We start from the raw sequence: 16,338 nt of genomic DNA, 5'->3' as shown, positions 1-16,338 counted from the left end.
ATTGGCGGGTAACGGTCGCCCTCGCGGCCGAAGGAACCCGCATGAAACAGTACCTCGACCTCGTTCGCACCATCCTCGACACCGGCACCTGGCAGGAGAACCGCACGGGCATCCGCACCATCAGCATGCCCGGTGCGATGCTGCGGTTCGACCTGCAGCAAGGTTTCCCGGCGGTCACGACCAAGAAGCTCGCGTTCAAGTCCGCGATCGGCGAACTGGTCGGTTTCCTGCGCGCATCGCGCAGCGCGGCCGATTTCCGCGCGCTCGGCTGCAAGGTGTGGGACGCGAACGCGAACGACAACGCACAGTGGCTCGCGAACCCGTACCGCCAGGGCGTCGACGATCTGGGTGACGTGTACGGCGTGCAATGGCGCCAGTGGCCCGGCTACAAGGTGCTCGACGCGGGCGCCGAGGCGCAGATCGCCGACGCGACGCGCCGCGGTTTCCGGATCGTCACGCGTTTCGACGAGGACGGGGTGCCGAAGGTGCTGCTGTACAAGGCAATCGACCAGCTGCGCCAGTGTCTCGACACGATCATGGAGAACCCGGCCGACCGCCGCATCCTGTTTCACGCATGGAATCCGGCCGTACTCGACCAGATCGCGCTGCCCGCCTGCCATCTGCTGTACCAGTTCCTGCCGAACGTCACGAAGCGCGAGATTTCGCTGTGCCTGTACATCCGCAGCAACGATGTCGGGCTCGGCACGCCGTTCAATCTGACGGAAGGGGCCGCGCTGCTGTCGCTCGTCGGCCGGCTGACGGGCTACACGCCGCGCTGGTTCACGTACTTCATCGGTGACGCGCACATCTACGAGAACCAGCTCGACATGCTGCAGCAGCAGCTCACGCGCGAGCCGTACGACAGCCCGCGGCTCGAAATTGCCGAGCGCGTGCCGGACTACGCGAAGACCGGTGTTTATGCGCCCGAATGGCTCGAGCAGATCGAGCCGTCGGATTTCTCGCTCGTCGGCTACCGTCACCATGAGCCGCTGACCGCGCCGATGGCGGTCTGAGCCCGGCCTGCGACGGCGGCGGGTGACGCGACCCGCGACCCGCGCCAGGCAGAATGAAGAAGGCCCGACCGGCACTCGCCGGTTGAACTGAACCCCAAGGGTTGGACATAGATCCGACCCTTGGGGTTTTTCATGTCGGGCCTTGCCGTTTCAGCGGTCGGATTACTGGTGGCGCCGCTCGTCGTGGCCGCCGGGCGGCGGATTGCCCGGGTGCGGCGCCTCGACGTGCGGCGCCGGTTGCGGCCGCGGTTCCATGCGCGGCGCGGGCATGGACGGCCGCGGTTCCATGTGCGGCGCGGGCATCGACGGCCGCGGCTCCATGCGCGGGGCCTGCGGCTGCGGTCGCGGCATGTCATGCACGGCGGGCGCGGGCGGACGGTACTCGTTCACGTGCGCCGGCGCGACTTCGCGGCGCGGTGCCGGTTGCGCGAATTCGGGGCGCGGTTGCGGTGCCGGAGCGGTCCGCTCGGGCCGCGGCTGCGCATGCTGGGCCGGTGCCGCGAAATCGGGGCGCGGACGCTGCTGCGGAATCTGCGCGGTCATGTCGAGTCGCGGTTGCGGCAACGCGCGCGGCGTTTCCTGCCGACGGCCGGGCTGCGTACCGGGCGTGGCTTCCGGATGCGGGACCGGCGCCGCGCTGCGCACGGGCGGCAGCGCGTTCTGTCCGGCTGCGTGGAGTGCCGTCGGCGGCGTCGGGCGCTGACGCTCCATCGGCGTGTGCGGCTGCATCCACGCGGGCGCGGGCGCCGCGGCCGCATGCGTGTTGTCGCGCCCGGCCGGCTCGTTGGCGGCCGCCGGCGGATGCGGGACGCCATTTCCGGGACTCAACGCCTGATGCGGAGCCGGATTGCCCGGCACCTGCGGCATCGCACCGTTGGCGAAGCGCGGCGCATTGGGGGCTTCGCCGTTCGTCGGTCGTGCGCCGTCCGCCACGACCGGCATCGGCACACCAGGCCGCGCGGCCTGGGCCGGTGCCGGCTGGCTGTCGCGTGGTGCGTGCGCCGGTTGCACGACGGGACCGTGCGGATTCACGAGCTGCACGTTGCGCATCGCCCACGCACCGGCTTTCGGGTTGCCCGGAACGCGGACCGGGCGCGCCTGGTAGTCGGCCGGCACGCTCGTCCTCGCGACCGGTGCGCCTGCGCCCGGCACGTGCTGGCCCTGCCGCGCGAGATGCGCGGCCGCCTGGTCACGATAGGCGGCCGGCACGGCCGGATTGCGCGTCGCGACGAACGTGTGCTGTCCGAGCGCCGCCGGCGGACGATAGCTGGCCGTGCGCAGTCCGCCGGTCAAGCTCTGGCGTACCGGCGCAATGCCGGGCGTGCCCGGCATCACGTGCGCGTTGCGCCACTGCTGCGGATCGACGCGTTGCGCGAAGTGCGCGACCGGCTGGCCGTGCACGAACGCGGACGCCGGCACGGCCGTGATCGCATGCGGCGCGCGGAAATTCACGTACGTCTTGTTGATGTTCGTGATGTTGGTGATGTTCGTCACGTTCACGGTCTTGTTGACCGTCACGTTGTTGACCACGATGTTCCGGTTCACGCGATCGTAGTAATGCGGGCTCCAGCCGCCCCAGCCGGGATGCCAGGGTTCGCCCGGACCGAGTGCGAACCATGCGCAGCCGGCCGCCGCGACGCCGCCGACCGTCAGCGCGACGCTCCAGTCGGGACCGCCGCCGCCGCCCACGAAGGCGACGAGCGCCGGCGCGTAGACGGGCGGCTGGCTGACGACCATCGGGCCGGGCACCCACGCCCAGCTGTCGTCGACATAGGCCCAGCGGCCGTAGTGATACGGCGCGAAGCCCCACGGCGCATCGTCGACCCAGGTCCAGCCCCACGGCGCCTGCCAGATCCAGTGACCGTCGTGATACGGCGCCCAGTCGGCGGGCGTGTCGTTCGGCACCCAGACCTCGCCGTAATTCGGGGTTTCGCGCCACGTGCCGTTCGCGTCGAGATCCTGATAGCCGGGCACGTCGCGCGATACGTAGCGGGCCGACACCGAGCGCTGCTCGGCCGCATCGCGGCCGGCGGCCCACTGGTCGAGCGCATCGGGAGCCGGCGCGGCCGATTGCTGCGCGACCTGCAGGTCGGTGCCGGTGAACACGACCTGCTGTCCGGACGACAGCGGATACTGCCCGTTGCTGCCGTAGACGGTCGCGCTGCCGCTGCGCACGGTGACCGTCGTGCTTGCGCCATTCGGCGCGACGTCGACGCGATAGTCGCCCGGGCCCGAGATGCCGAGCGCGAGATTGGGCGTGTCGATTTCGTACGACCCGCCGGACGGCAGATCGCGCACGTGCGTCGATACGGTGCCGAGCCCGACCTTCAGCTGCGTCGTGGTGTCGTCGAGGTTGAGCACCGACAGGCTCGTCGATTCGCCGAGTCGCACCGCGGTCGAGCCGATGTGCAGTTCCGAGCGCGCGCCGGCATCGTTCCACAACTGGTCGCCGGTGGTCAGCGGCCGGTTCACGGCGGCGTACGACCACGTATCGGTGCCGGCGGGCTCCGTCGTCACGGCACCCGACTTGTAGTTGAGCCGGGCGACGCGGCTCGGCGGATCGCCGCCCGGTTGCCGGGCGGCGGCCGCATACGCGGCGGCCTCGGTCGTTTGCGCGAATGCGGTGGGCACGGTCGCCAGCGCGGCGAACGCGAGCAGCGTGCAGCGGGCGGTTCGCTTGAGCGTGAACAGGGAAGCCATGATGAGCGTCTTCGTCGTTATCGCGGCGCGTCGATTCGTGCCGTTGAATTCACGATATCCGCTCGGCCTGTTTCAGTGCTCGGTGTTTTGTAAGTCGGATGGCACGCGATGTAACAAAACCTGTCCATCGCGCGCCGTTGTCGTCCCCTCGGAATGTACGCGTCAAGCGGACGTAAGCCAGTCGTCGAAAACCTGCTGTCCGGGCACGGTGACGCGCAGCACGCGCGGCCGTGCGGTGCGCTCGATCCAGCCGTGGGCGCAGAAGCTGTCGAGCAGCGCCGCGCCGAGCGCGCCGCCGAGATGGGGGCGGCGCTCGCTCCAGTCGAGGCAGCCGCATGCGAAGCGGCGGCGGCGCATGCGCTGCTGCGCGACGTCGATGCCCCAGCGCGCGAGCGCTTGCGTGCCGAGTTCGGTGGCTTCGATCGCGTCGCCGTCCGCCTGCAGCCAGCCGCGTGCGGTGAGCCCGTCGAAGATGCGGACCGCGAGTTCGCCGGCCATGTGGTCGTAGCAGGTGCGCGCGTAGCGCAGTTCGGCCGGCACCGCGCGCGACGGCGGCGGCACCGGACGGTTCGGCGCGGCCGCGCGGGCCACGTTCGCGAGCGCCTCGAGCGACGCCGCGATGTCGGCCGACGCGAGCCGGTAGTAGCGGTGCCGGCCGCGAACGTCGAGCGCGAGCAGGCCGCCTTCGGTCAGGCGCGCGAGGTGCGCGCTCGCCGCGGACGGCGACAGCCCAGCGATCATCGTCAGTTCGCCGGCCGGCCGCGCGCTGCCGTCCATCAGTACCCACAGCATCGCGGCGCGCCCCGGATCGGCGATCAGGGCTCCGATTCGGCTCAGGCCCGGAAAGTGGTGGTCGTCTTGATCGGTCATCGTCGTGTCTCGTCAGGCGGAATGACTGCAGTGTAGGTGCTGCGCACATTCGATGTTTCGTGTTCGGGTGAAATGTCGGATGCGGCGGAGCGGTGCGCGACCCGCGGTCGCCGGCCGTGCACGCGTAGAATGGCCGGACGCGGCGGCAGTGGGCCGCCGGATGCGACACGATGCAACGATGAAGACGATTTTCTGCCTGTTGGCCGCCGCGTTCCTTTGCGCGGCCTGTGCGCAGGGCGGTGCAGGCGCCGCCGGCGAGCGGGGCGGCAGCCTCGAGATGTACGGGACGATCGATCAGGGCATCACGGTGCGCCGCTGACGGACGTCGATCGCCGGTGCCGATGCCGGTTCGGTGCACGGCCGCGGCCGGCCGTGCGGCGGGCGCTGCGACGTGTTGCCGCAGTGCAACGTATAATGCGCCGATTGCCGTACCCCCGCCGCCTGGAGCTACCACGATGTCCCAACCATCCCCCGTACCGGCCGCCCTCGACCGCACCGAAACCGTATTCCGCTTCCTCGCCGAGCCGTCGTCCGTGAACTTCGGCGGCAAGGTGCATGGCGGCGCGCTGATGAAGTGGATCGACGAGGTCGCGTATGCGTGCGCGGCGGTCTGGTCGAGCCGCTATTGCGTGACGGTCAGCGTCGGCAACATCCGCTTCCAGCGTCCGATCCTCGTCGGCAACCTGGTCGAGCTGAAGGCGCGCGTCGTCGCGACGGGCCGCACCAGCATGCACATCCATGTGTCCGTGCACGCCGGCGATCCGAAGGGCGGCGTGCTGCGCCAGACGACCGACTGCCTCGTCGTGTTCGTCGCGGTCGACGAGAACGGCAACCCGGTGCCGGTGCCGCCGTTCGTGCCCGAGACCGACGAGCAGAAGGTGCTCGCGAAGTATGCGGCCGACGTGCGCGCCGCGCTCGACAAGATCGTCGAGATGAAGCCCGAGGAAGTGGCGAAGGGCACCGTCTGACGACAACGGGCGCGGCGTTCGCGCCGCGCCCGTCGCATCATCGCGTCGCCCCCGCGATTACCGCGATCCGATCATTTCCTCGGGGCGCACCCACGCGTCGAATTCCGCCTCGGTCAGGTAGCCGAGCGCAAGCGCGGCGGCCTTCAGCGTCGTGCCTTCCTTGTGCGCCTTCTTCGCGATCTGCGCGGCCTTGTCGTAGCCGATATGCGGGTTGAGCGCCGTCACGAGCATCAGCGATTCGTTCAGCAGCAGATCGATGCGCGCGCGGTTCGGCTCGATGCCCGCCGCGCAGTGGTCGTTGAAGCTCTGCGCGCCGTCGGCGAGCAGCCGCACCGACTGCAGCACGTTGTGCGCGATCATCGGCCGGAACACGTTCAGCTCGAAGTTGCCGCTCGCGCCGCCGACGTTTACCGCGACGTCGTTGCCGAACACCTGGCAGCACAGCATCGTCACGGCTTCCGACTGCGTCGGGTTCACCTTGCCCGGCATGATCGAGCTGCCCGGCTCGTTTTCCGGAATCGACAGTTCGCCGAGCCCGCAGCGCGGCCCGCTCGCGAGCCAGCGGACGTCGTTGGCGATCTTCATCAGGCCGGCCGCGACCGTCTTCAGCGCGCCGTGCGCGAACACCAGCGCGTCGGCGGCCGCCATCACCTCGAACTTGCTCGGCGCGGTCACGAACGGCAGCGTCGTCAGCCGGCCGATCTCGTCGGCGACGCGCACCGCGAACTCCGGATGCGCGTTCAGCCCGGTGCCGACGGCAGTGCCGCCGAGCGCGAGTTCGTACAGGTGCGGCAGCGCCGATTCGACGTGCCGAATGCCCTGGTCGAGCTGCGCGACGTAACCGGAAAATTCCTGCCCGAGCGTGAGCGGCGTCGCGTCCTGCAGGTGCGTGCGGCCGATCTTCACGATATCGGCGAAGGCCTTCGACTTCGCGTCGAGCGTCGCGCGCAGCGTGCGCAGCGCGGGCAGCAGATGGTTGACGATCGCGTACGCGGCCGCGACGTGCATCGCGGTCGGGAACACGTCGTTCGACGACTGGCCGCGGTTCACGTCGTCGTTCGGGTGGACCTTGCGTGCTTCGCCGCGCTCGCCGCCGAGCAGTTCGCTCGCCCGGTTCGCGATCACCTCGTTGAGGTTCATGTTGGTCTGCGTGCCGGAGCCCGTCTGCCATACGGCGAGCGGGAATTCGCGCGGATGCTTGCCCGCGATGATCTCGTCGGCCGCGTCGATGATCGCGCGCGCCTTGTCGTCGGCCAGCACGCCGAGCGACTGGTTCACGGCGGCCGCGGCGCGCTTGACGATCGCGAGCGCGTGGATCAGCTCGGGCGACTGCTTCTCGGTCGAGATCCGGAAATTCTGCAGCGAGCGTTCCGTCTGCGCGCCCCAGAGCCGATTGGCCGGCACGGCGATCTCGCCGAACGTGTCGCGTTCCATCCGAACTGCTTCGTTCATGATGCACTCCTCTTGGGAAGGGGAAAGGCCGCGCGTCGCGCGGCGTCTGGCGTATCGTGAGGCAGTCGCGCCGCTGGCGCGACGCGTTGGGTCTTCAACCGACAAGCATAGCGCCGGCCGCGATTTTGCGTCGTGTCGTCGCGCTCAGCGCGTCGATGCGACGAGCGATGCGCTCTTCAGATGGAAGCGCCAGGCCATCAGCGCGGCGACGCTCGCGAGGCCGGCCGCGAGCCCCCACCACAGGCCGCGTGCGCCAAGGCCTGCATGGAACGCCAGCCAGTAACCGGTCGGGAAGCCGATGCCCCAGTAGCCGAGGGTCGCCGCGAGCATCGGGATGCGCGTATCGCGCAGTCCGCGCAGCGCGCCCGAGCCGACGGTCTGCATGCCGTCGACGATCTGGAACACCGCGGCAATGCCGAGGAGCGACGCGGCCAGCGACACGGTCGCCGCGTTGGCCGGATCGTCGAGCTGGAGGTACAGGCCGACGATCGCATGCGGCACGACGATCAGCACGAGCCCCGACAGCGACATGAACGCGACGCCGAGGCCGAGCGCGACGAAGCCCGCATGCCGCGCGGCGACCGGCTGGCCGGCGCCGACCCAGTAGCCGACCCGCACGTTGGCGGCCTGGCCGATCGCGAGCGGCACCATGAACGCCACCGACGCGACGTTCAGTGCGATCTGGTGCGCGGCAAGCGACGTCGCGCCGAGCACGCCGATGGTCAGGCCCGTGGCGAGAAACAGCGTCGATTCGACCCCGTACGTGATCGCCACCGGCCAGCCGATGCCGATCAGCTCGCCCATCATCGGCAGTTTCGGGCGCGCGGCGGTCACGAAATGGCGGAACCGCTGGCGGCCGTGCAGCAGCCAGATCAGCGCGAGCGCGGTGAGCCAGATGGTGATGGTCGTCGCGACCGCCGAGCCGAGGAAGCCGAGCCGCGGCAAGCCGAAGGCGCCGTGGATCAGCCCGTAGTTCAGCACGCCGTTCACGCCGACGCCGCCGATCGACACCCACAGCAGCCGCCGTGCGGCGCCGATCGCCGGCAGGAAGGCGCGCATCAGCCCGACGCCGATCAGGCTGCCGAGCGCCGCGAACCGCAGGATGCCGGTGTACTCGCCGACGTGACGCGCGAGCGTGGGCGGCTCGTGGAACATCAGCAGGATCGGTTCGGACAGCGACAGCGCGACGATCGCCGGAATCGCGAGCAGCACGGACAGCACGAAGCCGGTCCAGTAGATGTGCGGCACGCGGTGTTCCGCCTGCGCGCCGCGCGCATGCGCGACGCTCACGCTGACCGACGACAGCACACCCTGCAGCACGGTCACGATGACGAAGAAGAAGTTCGCGCCGAGGCCGCCCGCGGCGAGCGAATCGGGGCCGAGCGAGCCGAGCAGCACCGTGTCGGTGACGCTCATCGCCATTTGCGAGAGTTGTGCGATCGCGAGCGGTGCGGCGAGGCGCGCGGTATCGGCGGCATGACTGGACAGCGACGGCGGCGCGGCGGCCGTCCGCGTAAGACCGGAATGCGACATGGAATGGGCGCTCGCGCGGGTACGGGCCCGCGCTGTCTGTATTTATTTTGAGAGACGGCTAGCTTACGGCTTTATTCGAACGGTGTCGAACGCGCGCGCCGATGGCCATGTCACGGTGAGGGGGAACCGCTATGCGTCGTGAACCGCGATCCGCGTATCGCCGAACAGCACGACCTGGCCCGCGCGGATCTTGCAGGTCTTGCGCAGTTCGACCACGCCGTCGACTTTCACCGCGCCGGACGCGACGAACATCTTCGCGGTGCCGCCGCTGTCGGCGAGGCCGGTGATCTTGAGAAGGTTGTGCAGCTCGACGTATTCGCCGGTCAGCGTGAAATCCAGGTTGGGCATGACGAAGGAGGCGCGCGACGCGCGGGATGAATCGCCCCGCATCATACGGCACCGCGGGCCCGCGCGCGAGTGCGGCCGCGCGCGCATGTTTGCGCCCCATAGCTGTTAAGGACTGTGAGCGATTCGTCAGCAAATGAAACGGTGGGTAACAGTCTGAGAGATTCGAGAACCGGCCGTGCCGCCCGCGGGTCTTTCATCGTACCTGCTGCGTGTCGCGGCAGGGGACGCGACGGAGCGTATCGATGCGCTCCGCGCCCACAACTTCTTGAGGAGGATTGTCATGTCCAAGATTCGTACGATGCTGATCGGTGCCGCGCTGACGGCGTTCGCCACTTCGGCCGCATTCGCGCAGACCGGCGTCGCGGCGCAGGGCACTGCAGGCGCCGGCGTGCAGACGCAGGCGCCGGCAGCGGGGGCAGGCGCAGACGCGGGTATGCAGGGTGGTGCCGGCGCGAATGCGTCGGGCAACGCGGTCGGCGGCGCAACCGATGCGGTTGGCGCGGCAGCGGACGGCGCGAAGGATACGGCGGCGTCGTCGGTCCACTCGACCAAGAAGCACGCGAAGCATGCGGCGAAGTCGGCCAAGCATCACGCCGGCTCGGCGAAGTCGAAGGTGGGCGACGAAGCGGTCGAAGGCAGTGCGTCGGCCGGCGTGCAGGGCGGTGCATCGGCCTCGGGCGCCGCGCAGTAAGCGGCACCCCGACGTCGCACGACGCTCGCCCCGGACGGCGCGTCGTGACGGCGATCGACCGGCGGCCCGGTTCGCTTCGCGCGAACCGGGCCGTTCTTCATGCGTGGACGCGGGCCGTCACGGCCGGCGCTGCTCCGGCCCCGGTCCGTGTGCCGGTCGTGCCGCGGACGGGGTAAATACGCTGCGCAGCCACGCGGCGAGCCGCGTGAATACGTCGTATGGCTCGTCGACGAAGATCTCGGGCTTCAGCAGCCGCAGATATTCCATGATCTGCTGCGCTTCCTGTTTCTGGAACGAGCCGTGCGCGAGCCCGAGCCGCAGCAGGCCGCGCAGTTCGCCGAGCTTGTCGCGCGCGGCGCTGCCGACGCTCATCTCGCACGCGAGCTTCGCCTCGTAGATGCGCTGGCGCAGCGATTCCGCGAGCCGCCACGCGGGCGTCTGCATCGATTCCTCGAGCGCCTGGATGTCGTGGACCGCGCTCTTGATCTGCGCCGCGAGCGGATCGACCAGCGACGCATCGCCCTGCGCTTCGGCGACGATCGCCTTGGCCCAGTCGCGGCACGCCTTCGCAAGCTCGTCGGGCGTCCATTCGGAGCGCGACGCGAAGCCGAAGCCGAATTCGCCGGCCTGCCGCATCAGGATCGCGACGACGTCCGGGAATTCCTTGTCGAGCGTGCGCTTCGCCCACGCGTACTGGCCGCCCTCGAGCATCCGCTGCACGGCGTGCTCGGTCAGCGGCACCATGTTGTCGAGCAGCTTGGCGCGCAGGAAATCCTCGAACGACGGCGTCGCGAACTGCGGGTCGAGTTTCAGCGACACGCGCACGAACGCGTCGTAGTCCTTGCGCAGGGACGCAAGCGTGTCGTCCTTGAGGGAAAGGGTGATCTGGCCCATGAATCGTCTCGATGGCGGCCCGCGCGGGCCGGCGGCCGACATCGCGCACCGGTGCGGGCGCGGCGTCGACGGACCGGTTCGCGCCGAGGCCGATGGCGGGTCTTCACTTCCTATATCGGCGCGCCGGACGGAAACTTGAGCGCGGCCGGCGAGGTCCGCTCAGGCCGGCAGCCAGTGCGGCATCACGACCCCTTGCCAGAAGAAGAACACCGCGAGCCCGACCGCGATCGTCACGAGCGGCCGGCGTGTCGTCGCCGACACGAGCACGGCGGCGAGCGCGCCGACCAGCTGCGGATTGCGCCAGGTCAGCTCGGCCGTGCCGCCGTGCGGCGAGACGGTCATCGGCACGATGATCGCAGTCAGCACGGTGACGGGCACGAAGCCGAGCGCGGTCCGCACGAGCGGCGGGAAGGTCAGCCGCTCGCCGAACAGGAACAGCGTCGTCCGGATCGCATAGGTGATCACGGCCATCCCGAGGATCAGCAGCGCGTAGCTCACGATGCGGCCTCCGTGCGTGAAGCGGTGCGCGAACGCTCGTGCAGCAGCGTGAGCGCGACGCCGACCACGACGCCGGCGGCGACCGCGCCCAGCAGCCCGAGCTTGTACGGCCAGCCCTGCCAGAAGTACGCGAGCGTGCCGGCCGTCGCGGCGGCCGCCAGATAGCGCAGCGTGCCGAGCTGCGGGACGACGATCGCGATGAAGGTGGCCGCCATCGCGAAATCGAGGCCGAGCGACTGGAGGCCCGGGAAGGCCGCGCCGAAGCCGATGCCCGCGAGCGTCCAGACCTGCCAGTTCAGGTACATCGCGAGGCCCGAGCCGAAGAAGTAGTGCGGGCCGATCGCGCCGGGCGGGAAGTGGCGGTAGTGCGCGTAGGCGACCGCGAACACCTCGTCGGTCATCAGCGCGCCGAGCGTCGCGCGCCAGCGCAGCGGCAGGTGCACGACGTACGGCGCGAGCGTCGCGCTGTACAGCAGGTGACGCAGGTTCACGATCAGCGTCGTCGCGAGCACGACGACGAAGCTCGCGCTGCCCGCGATCAGGCCGAGCGCGATGAATTGCGCGGAGCCCGCGAACACCGCGAGCGACATCAGCGCGCCGTGCCATGCGGCGAGCGGGCCGCCGCCGACGAGCGTGCCGAAGATCACGCCGAACGGTGCCGCGCCGATCATCATCGGGATCGTGTCGCGTGCGCCGTCGAGCCACTCGTTGAGCGGGCGGCGAGGCGGGGGCGTAGGTGTGGGTGTGGGTGTGGGTGTGGGGTTCAAGGGGCGCGTCTCCATGAAATGGAGGATAGCGGGGTGATGCAGCGGCGGCTTGTATGTTCTTGCGCCCGCACGGGTGCCGATGGCGCTGCGTGCGTGCCGGTTGCCGTCCGTCGTCGAATGCAGGGAAGGGCGTCAGCGCGCCTGCCAGCGTCCGGGCGGTACGCCGAACATTCGTTTGAAATGCCGCGTGAAGTGACTCTGGTCGACGAAGCCGCTGGCCGCGGCGACATCGGCGATCGGCACGCCCGCGCGCAACGGCGCAAGCGCGCGCTGCAGCCGCAGCTGGTTGCGCCACGCATGTGGCGGCATCCCGGTCGTGCGCGTGAACAGGCGCGCCGCGTGAAACGGCGACAGGCCGGCGGCCTGCGCGACGTCGTCGAGCGTGACCGTGCCCGTGAGATCGGCGGCGAGCCGTTCGCGCATCGCGTCGACGCGCGGTTCGTCGGCCGCGAGCGCCGCCGGTTGCAGCCGCGCGTCGGCATGGCGCGCGATCAGTGTCGACAGCGCATCGAGCATCGCCGTTTCGGCGGCGAGCGGATCGTAGACGCGCGGTGCCGCGGCGGCCGGATCATTGGCGGCCGGCTGCTCGTGGTGGGGGAAGGGCGGCATGCGTTCGCTGCCGGCCTCCATCATCCGGTGGGCCAGCGCGAGCCGTGCCGCGAGATCGGTGTCGCGGATCACGTCGGACGGGAACCATGGCGCATCCTGCGGCCGCCCCGCGATCGCGCTCGCGAGCGCGCGAATGTAGTCGACCGGCACGTAGCTCACGCGATAGCACCAGCCTTCGTCGGTCGCGCGCGAGCCGGTGTGCACTTCGCCGGGATTGATCACGGGCACGGTGCCCGTTTCGGCGACATGGCCGCTGCCGCGACAGGTGTAGCGCTCCGCCCCCTCGAGGATCACGGGGATCGTGTACGCGTCGTGCCAGTGCGGCGCGAACGTATGGTCGCGATAGGTGGCGGTGAGCAGATCCGCGTCCGGCAGCAGCGGCGTGCGCCAGTAACGTGCGGAGTCCGGAAGAAGGCGGGGGGCGGACATGGTCGGGCGCGAGGGCGGTCGAATCGACAGTGTAGCGGTCGCGCGCCCGGCCGGCGCGGGCTTACTTGACCGGAATCGTCGTGCCGGCCGGCATCGGCACGGCGGTCACGGCGTTCTTCGGGCTGCCGCTGACGATGCGGTCGCTGTAGGTCAGGTAGACGAGCGTGTTGCGCTTCTTGTCCACCACGCGCACGACGTGCAGCGTCTTGAAGATGAACGACATCCGTTCGCTGAACACGTCGGTCTGCTGCTTGAGCGGCTCCTTGAAGCTGAGCGGGCCGACTTGCCGGCACGCGATCGACGCTTCGCTCGGATCCTCGGCGACGCCGAGCGTGCCCTTGATCCCGCCGGTGCGCGCCCGCGACACGTAGCAGGTGACGCCCGTCACGAGCGGATCGTCGTACGCTTCGACGACCACGCGGTCGGAGCCCGTCACGCGGAAATGCGTGTTGACGCTGCCGACTTCCTCCGCGTGCGCGAGCGGCGCGGTGGCAAAGGCGGAGAGCAGAAGGGCGAGCGACGCGGCGGAAAGGAGGCGGTGCTTCATCGACGGAACCGGATGCGAATGCGGGACAGAAACTCTAGCATGCGCGGCGGTGACCGGCGGGCGCCGGAAAAACAAAAGGCCCGTCGAATGACGGGCCTTTCGCTGTCTGGCTCCCCGACCTGGGCTCGAACCAGGGACCTACGGATTAACAGTCCGGCGCTCTACCGACTGAGCTATCGGGGAATAAATCGGTACATCTGCTTGCGTGTTCGGTAACCAACAAAAAACCCGTCCACTTTCAACGGGCCTTTGTTTTTTGGCTCCCCGACCTGGGCTCGAACCAGGGACCTACGGATTAACAGTCCGGCGCTCTACCGACTGAGCTATCGGGGAACAAACAACAACAGCAGAGAAACGAGATTGTATGGAGTGTTCGCTAACCTGTCAACACTTTTGAGCGGCGGCGCACCAAAAAATTTTTGCAGCGCCGCTGCGCGATCAGCGCTCGAGCAGGTGCAGCTTGTCCTGCACGTCCTTCCACTCGTCCGCGTCGGCCGGTGCCGGCTTGGTCTTCGTGATCGACGGCCAGTCCTTCGCCAGCTCGGCGTTCAGCGCGGTGAACTGCTGCTGGTCGCCCGGAACGTCTTCTTCGGCATAGATCGCATTGGTCGGGCACTCGGCGACGCACACGGCGCAGTCGATGCACTCGTCCGGATCGATGGCGAGAAAGTTGGGACCTTCACGGAAGCAATCCACCGGGCACACATCCACGCAATCCGTGTATTTGCACTTGATGCAGCCTTCGGTCACAACGTGAGTCATTAAAACGCTCCTGCTTGGCGGTATATATGGGGTGGCGTGTGCGCCAAAAGCGGCATTGTAACTGAAGCGCAAAACCCGCATGGCGTGGTCGGCTTTCCGGCTTATATCGTTTCGTGATTAGTTTATGGGGCTGGCGGCGGGCGCGGTGCGTGCGGCCGCGCGCCCGGCGCGTCGGGCAGGGCGGTTTCACGATGGTCGGGCCCGCATTCGGGTAACATGGCCGACAGACCGGGCGGCGCGCGGTGCGCCGGGGCCCTGTCACGATATTGGCGGTGCCGTAAACATGATCATCACTTCGCTGCTCGACACGGATCTCTACAAGTTCACGATGATGCAGGTCGTCCTGCATCACTTTCCTGCCGCAAACGTCGAGTACCGGTTCCGGTGTCGCACGCCCGGCGTCGATCTCGTGCCGTACATCGACGAGATCCGCGACGAGGTGCGCGGCCTGTGTGCGCTGCGCTTCACCGACGACGAACTCGACTACCTGCGGCGCATGCGCTTCATCAAGAGCGACTTCGTCGACTTCCTCGCGCTGTTCCACCTGAACGAGAAGTACATCTCGATCACGCCTTCGCCGAAGGGCAACGGCGAGATCGACATCGTGATCGAAGGGCCGTGGCTGCACACGATCCTGTTCGAGATCCCGGTGCTCGCGATCGTCAACGAGGTCTATTTCCGCAACACGCAGCGCGAGCCCGACTATCGCGAAGGCCGCGAGCGGCTGGGCGAGAAGATCAAGCTGCTCGGCGCGAAGCCCGAGTTCGCCGACTGCAAGATCGCCGACTACGGCACGCGCCGGCGCTTCTCGAAGGTCTGGCACGAAGAGGTCGCGCTGACGCTGCGCGACGGGCTCGGACCGCAGTTCGCGGGCACGAGCAACGTGTTCTACGCGATGAAGCACGGCCTGACGCCGCTCGGCACGATGGCGCACGAATACCTGCAGGCCTGCCAGGCGCTCGGCCCGCGGCTGCGCGATTCGCAGACCTACGGTTTCGAGATGTGGGCGAAGGAGTATCGCGGCGACCTCGGGATCGCGCTGTCGGACGTCTACGGGATGGACGCGTTCCTGAACGACTTCGACATGTACTTCTGCAAGCTGTTCGACGGAGCGCGCCACGATTCAGGCGATCCGTTCGAGTGGGGCGAGCGCATGCTGCGCCACTACGAGGCGAACCGCTGCGATCCGCGCACCAAGGTGCTCGTGTTCTCCGACGCGCTCGACATTCCGAAGGTCATGCAGCTGTACGAACGGTTCCGCGGCCGCTGCAAGCTCGCGTTCGGCGTCGGCACCAACCTCACGAACGATCTCGGTTACGTGCCGCTGCAGATCGTGATCAAGATGGTCCGCTGCAATGGGCAGCCGGTCGCGAAGCTGTCGGATACGCCGGGCAAGAGCATGTGCGACGACAAGGCGTATCTCGCGTACCTGCGCCAGGTGTTCGGCATCGCGCAGCCGGCCGACGACGCCGCATCGTAGCAAGCGTCGGCCGTCCGGCGAGGTGCGTCGCGGCGGGGGCGGCCGGTATAATCCGACGGTATCGCACGCCAACGTCACGAGGACCGTTCATGGACACTTCCGCTGCCCGTCGCCAGATCCTCGCACGCATTCGCGCGGCGCAAGGACGCGCGCCCGAACCCGATGCAGCGGAGCGCGACGGCGTCGCCGACTATCTCGCCCGCCATCCCGAGGGGCCGCGGCCGCCGATGCCGGCCGACCTCGTCGCCGCATTCGTCGATGAAGCGGCGCGCCTGTCGACGACGGTCGACGAAGTCGCGACGCTGGCCGACGCGCCCGCCGCCGCTGCCCGCTATCTTTCCGCTCACGGCTTGCCGATGCAGGCCGTCGCATGGCGCACGCTGGCCGAGCTCGACTGGGCCGGCGCCGGCCTGTCGGTCGAATGCCGCAAGCCGCGCGACGGCGATCTCGTCGGCCTCACCGGCTGCTTTTGCGCCACCGCCGAAACGGGCTCGCTGGTGCTGCTGTCCGGCCCCGACACCTATGCATCGGCCGGGCTGCTGCCGGAAACCCACATCGCGATCGTGCCGGCGTCGCGGATCGTCGCGGGCCATGAAGACGCATTCGCGCTGATTCGCGCGGAGCGCGGCGAATTGCCGCGCGCGGTCAATTTCGTATCGGGCCCGTCGCGCACCGGCGATATCGAGCAGACCATCGTGCTGGGCGCACACGGCCCGTACCGCGTTCACGCGATCGTCGTGCGCGGTGCATGACGATCGCGTCCGCTCGATCCTCACT

At 68.9% G+C, this 16,338-nt stretch carries 17 protein-coding genes and 2 tRNA genes; 6 read left to right on the top strand and 13 right to left on the bottom strand.

The window, feature by feature from the left end; translation table 11 throughout:
• Positions 1-41: 41 nt before the first annotated feature.
• Positions 42-1,013: a thymidylate synthase gene (locus tag DIE02_RS20575; protein WP_044844804.1), complete on the top strand. Its 972-nt coding sequence runs from the start codon at positions 42-44 to the stop codon at positions 1,011-1,013.
• A gap of 162 nt (positions 1,014-1,175) precedes the next feature.
• Here the strand turns inward: DIE02_RS20575 and DIE02_RS20570 are convergent, their stop codons facing one another.
• Both DIE02_RS20570 and DIE02_RS20565 read right to left on the bottom strand, forming a co-directional pair.
• The gene (locus tag DIE02_RS20570) at positions 1,176-3,713 is read right to left on the bottom strand and encodes a DUF6600 domain-containing protein (protein WP_124521912.1); all 2,538 of its coding nucleotides are present in this window, start codon (positions 3,711-3,713) and stop codon (positions 1,176-1,178) included.
• Positions 3,714-3,875: 162 nt separating this feature from the next.
• Positions 3,876-4,583 (bottom strand): helix-turn-helix transcriptional regulator, encoded by a 708-nt coding sequence (locus DIE02_RS20565; protein ID WP_124521910.1) that lies wholly within the window; start codon positions 4,581-4,583, stop codon positions 3,876-3,878.
• A 178-nt stretch (positions 4,584-4,761) separates the two neighbouring features.
• On the opposite strand from DIE02_RS20565, the gene DIE02_RS35575 reads away from it, so the two are divergent.
• Complete coding sequence (locus tag DIE02_RS35575) at positions 4,762-4,902, top strand: hypothetical protein (protein WP_185500387.1); 141 nt, start codon at positions 4,762-4,764, stop codon at positions 4,900-4,902.
• 136 nt (positions 4,903-5,038) lie between these two features.
• Positions 5,039-5,551, top strand: coding sequence for an acyl-CoA thioesterase (locus DIE02_RS20560; protein WP_014897688.1), 513 nt, complete (start codon positions 5,039-5,041; stop codon positions 5,549-5,551).
• Positions 5,552-5,608: 57 nt separating this feature from the next.
• On the opposite strand, the gene fumC is transcribed toward DIE02_RS20560, so the two are convergent.
• The 3 genes from fumC to DIE02_RS20545 all read right to left on the bottom strand — a co-directional run bounded on the left by fumC (position 5,609) and on the right by DIE02_RS20545 (position 8,884).
• Entirely contained in the window at positions 5,609-7,003 is a 1,395-nt protein-coding gene (fumC, locus tag DIE02_RS20555; protein WP_044844800.1) for a class II fumarate hydratase, read from the bottom strand.
• Positions 7,004-7,147: 144 nt separating this feature from the next.
• Entirely contained in the window at positions 7,148-8,536 is a 1,389-nt protein-coding gene (gene norM, locus DIE02_RS20550; RefSeq protein WP_124487478.1) for a multidrug efflux MATE transporter NorM, read from the bottom strand.
• A gap of 129 nt (positions 8,537-8,665) precedes the next feature.
• The gene (locus DIE02_RS20545) at positions 8,666-8,884 is read right to left on the bottom strand and encodes an RNA-binding S4 domain-containing protein (RefSeq protein ID WP_006753074.1); all 219 of its coding nucleotides are present in this window, start codon (positions 8,882-8,884) and stop codon (positions 8,666-8,668) included.
• 280 nt (positions 8,885-9,164) lie between these two features.
• Here DIE02_RS20545 and DIE02_RS20540 point away from each other — a divergent pair, with 280 nt between their 5' ends.
• A complete protein-coding gene (locus tag DIE02_RS20540) occupies positions 9,165-9,575 on the top strand; it encodes a hypothetical protein (protein WP_124487477.1) in 411 nt (136 codons plus the stop codon).
• Between the two features lie 117 nt (positions 9,576-9,692).
• Here the strand turns inward: DIE02_RS20540 and DIE02_RS20535 are convergent, their stop codons facing one another.
• The 8 genes from DIE02_RS20535 to fdxA all read right to left on the bottom strand — a co-directional run bounded on the left by DIE02_RS20535 (position 9,693) and on the right by fdxA (position 14,081).
• Complete coding sequence (locus DIE02_RS20535; RefSeq protein ID WP_044844797.1) at positions 9,693-10,469, bottom strand: DUF4088 family protein; 777 nt, start codon at positions 10,467-10,469, stop codon at positions 9,693-9,695.
• A gap of 159 nt (positions 10,470-10,628) precedes the next feature.
• Positions 10,629-10,967, bottom strand: coding sequence for an AzlD domain-containing protein (locus tag DIE02_RS20530; protein ID WP_044844796.1), 339 nt, complete (start codon positions 10,965-10,967; stop codon positions 10,629-10,631).
• Positions 10,964-11,749: an AzlC family ABC transporter permease gene (locus tag DIE02_RS20525; RefSeq protein ID WP_124521906.1), complete on the bottom strand. Its 786-nt coding sequence runs from the start codon at positions 11,747-11,749 to the stop codon at positions 10,964-10,966. The genes DIE02_RS20530 and DIE02_RS20525 overlap by 4 nt, the downstream gene beginning before the upstream one ends.
• A gap of 117 nt (positions 11,750-11,866) precedes the next feature.
• Positions 11,867-12,772 (bottom strand): AraC family transcriptional regulator, encoded by a 906-nt coding sequence (locus DIE02_RS20520; RefSeq protein WP_124521904.1) that lies wholly within the window; start codon positions 12,770-12,772, stop codon positions 11,867-11,869.
• 61 nt (positions 12,773-12,833) lie between these two features.
• Positions 12,834-13,319, bottom strand: a complete 486-nt coding sequence (locus DIE02_RS20515; protein WP_044844793.1) for a CreA family protein — start codon at positions 13,317-13,319, stop codon at positions 12,834-12,836.
• 107 nt (positions 13,320-13,426) lie between these two features.
• A tRNA-Asn gene (locus tag DIE02_RS20510) sits at positions 13,427-13,502 on the bottom strand.
• 74 nt (positions 13,503-13,576) lie between these two features.
• Positions 13,577-13,652 (bottom strand) — tRNA-Asn (locus DIE02_RS20505).
• Positions 13,653-13,757: 105 nt separating this feature from the next.
• Entirely contained in the window at positions 13,758-14,081 is a 324-nt protein-coding gene (gene fdxA, locus DIE02_RS20500) for a ferredoxin FdxA (RefSeq protein ID WP_011351384.1), read from the bottom strand.
• Positions 14,082-14,364: 283 nt separating this feature from the next.
• Here fdxA and pncB point away from each other — a divergent pair, with 283 nt between their 5' ends.
• Positions 14,365-15,561, top strand: a complete 1,197-nt coding sequence (gene pncB, locus DIE02_RS20490; protein ID WP_124521381.1) for a nicotinate phosphoribosyltransferase — start codon at positions 14,365-14,367, stop codon at positions 15,559-15,561.
• 89 nt (positions 15,562-15,650) lie between these two features.
• Positions 15,651-16,313, top strand: a complete 663-nt coding sequence (locus tag DIE02_RS20485) for a lactate utilization protein C (RefSeq protein ID WP_059523763.1) — start codon at positions 15,651-15,653, stop codon at positions 16,311-16,313.
• The last annotated feature ends 25 nt before the right edge of the window (positions 16,314-16,338 follow it).

This window comes from Burkholderia sp. Bp8991, assembly GCF_003853795.1.
Taxonomy (GTDB): domain Bacteria; phylum Pseudomonadota; class Gammaproteobacteria; order Burkholderiales; family Burkholderiaceae; genus Burkholderia.
The sequence above is the reverse complement of the archived record's forward strand: the minus strand, read 5'-3'. Positions and strand labels throughout refer to the sequence as shown.

Coding starts and splice junctions, on each gene's coding strand:
- DIE02_RS20575 (WP_044844804.1), top strand. CDS start 42: ATGAAACAGTACCTCGACCTCGTTCGCACCATCCTCGACACCGGCACC.
- DIE02_RS20570 (WP_124521912.1), bottom strand. CDS start 3,713: ATGGCTTCCCTGTTCACGCTCAAGCGAACCGCCCGCTGCACGCTGCTC.
- DIE02_RS20565 (WP_124521910.1), bottom strand. CDS start 4,583: ATGACCGATCAAGACGACCACCACTTTCCGGGCCTGAGCCGAATCGGA.
- DIE02_RS35575 (WP_185500387.1), top strand. CDS start 4,762: ATGAAGACGATTTTCTGCCTGTTGGCCGCCGCGTTCCTTTGCGCGGCC.
- DIE02_RS20560 (WP_014897688.1), top strand. CDS start 5,039: ATGTCCCAACCATCCCCCGTACCGGCCGCCCTCGACCGCACCGAAACC.
- fumC (WP_044844800.1), bottom strand. CDS start 7,003: ATGAACGAAGCAGTTCGGATGGAACGCGACACGTTCGGCGAGATCGCC.
- norM (WP_124487478.1), bottom strand. CDS start 8,536: ATGTCGCATTCCGGTCTTACGCGGACGGCCGCCGCGCCGCCGTCGCTG.
- DIE02_RS20545 (WP_006753074.1), bottom strand. CDS start 8,884: ATGCCCAACCTGGATTTCACGCTGACCGGCGAATACGTCGAGCTGCAC.
- DIE02_RS20540 (WP_124487477.1), top strand. CDS start 9,165: ATGTCCAAGATTCGTACGATGCTGATCGGTGCCGCGCTGACGGCGTTC.
- DIE02_RS20535 (WP_044844797.1), bottom strand. CDS start 10,469: ATGGGCCAGATCACCCTTTCCCTCAAGGACGACACGCTTGCGTCCCTG.
- DIE02_RS20525 (WP_124521906.1), bottom strand. CDS start 11,749: ATGGAGACGCGCCCCTTGAACCCCACACCCACACCCACACCCACACCT.
- DIE02_RS20520 (WP_124521904.1), bottom strand. CDS start 12,772: ATGTCCGCCCCCCGCCTTCTTCCGGACTCCGCACGTTACTGGCGCACG.
- DIE02_RS20515 (WP_044844793.1), bottom strand. CDS start 13,319: ATGAAGCACCGCCTCCTTTCCGCCGCGTCGCTCGCCCTTCTGCTCTCC.
- fdxA (WP_011351384.1), bottom strand. CDS start 14,081: ATGACTCACGTTGTGACCGAAGGCTGCATCAAGTGCAAATACACGGAT.
- pncB (WP_124521381.1), top strand. CDS start 14,365: ATGATCATCACTTCGCTGCTCGACACGGATCTCTACAAGTTCACGATG.
- DIE02_RS20485 (WP_059523763.1), top strand. CDS start 15,651: ATGGACACTTCCGCTGCCCGTCGCCAGATCCTCGCACGCATTCGCGCG.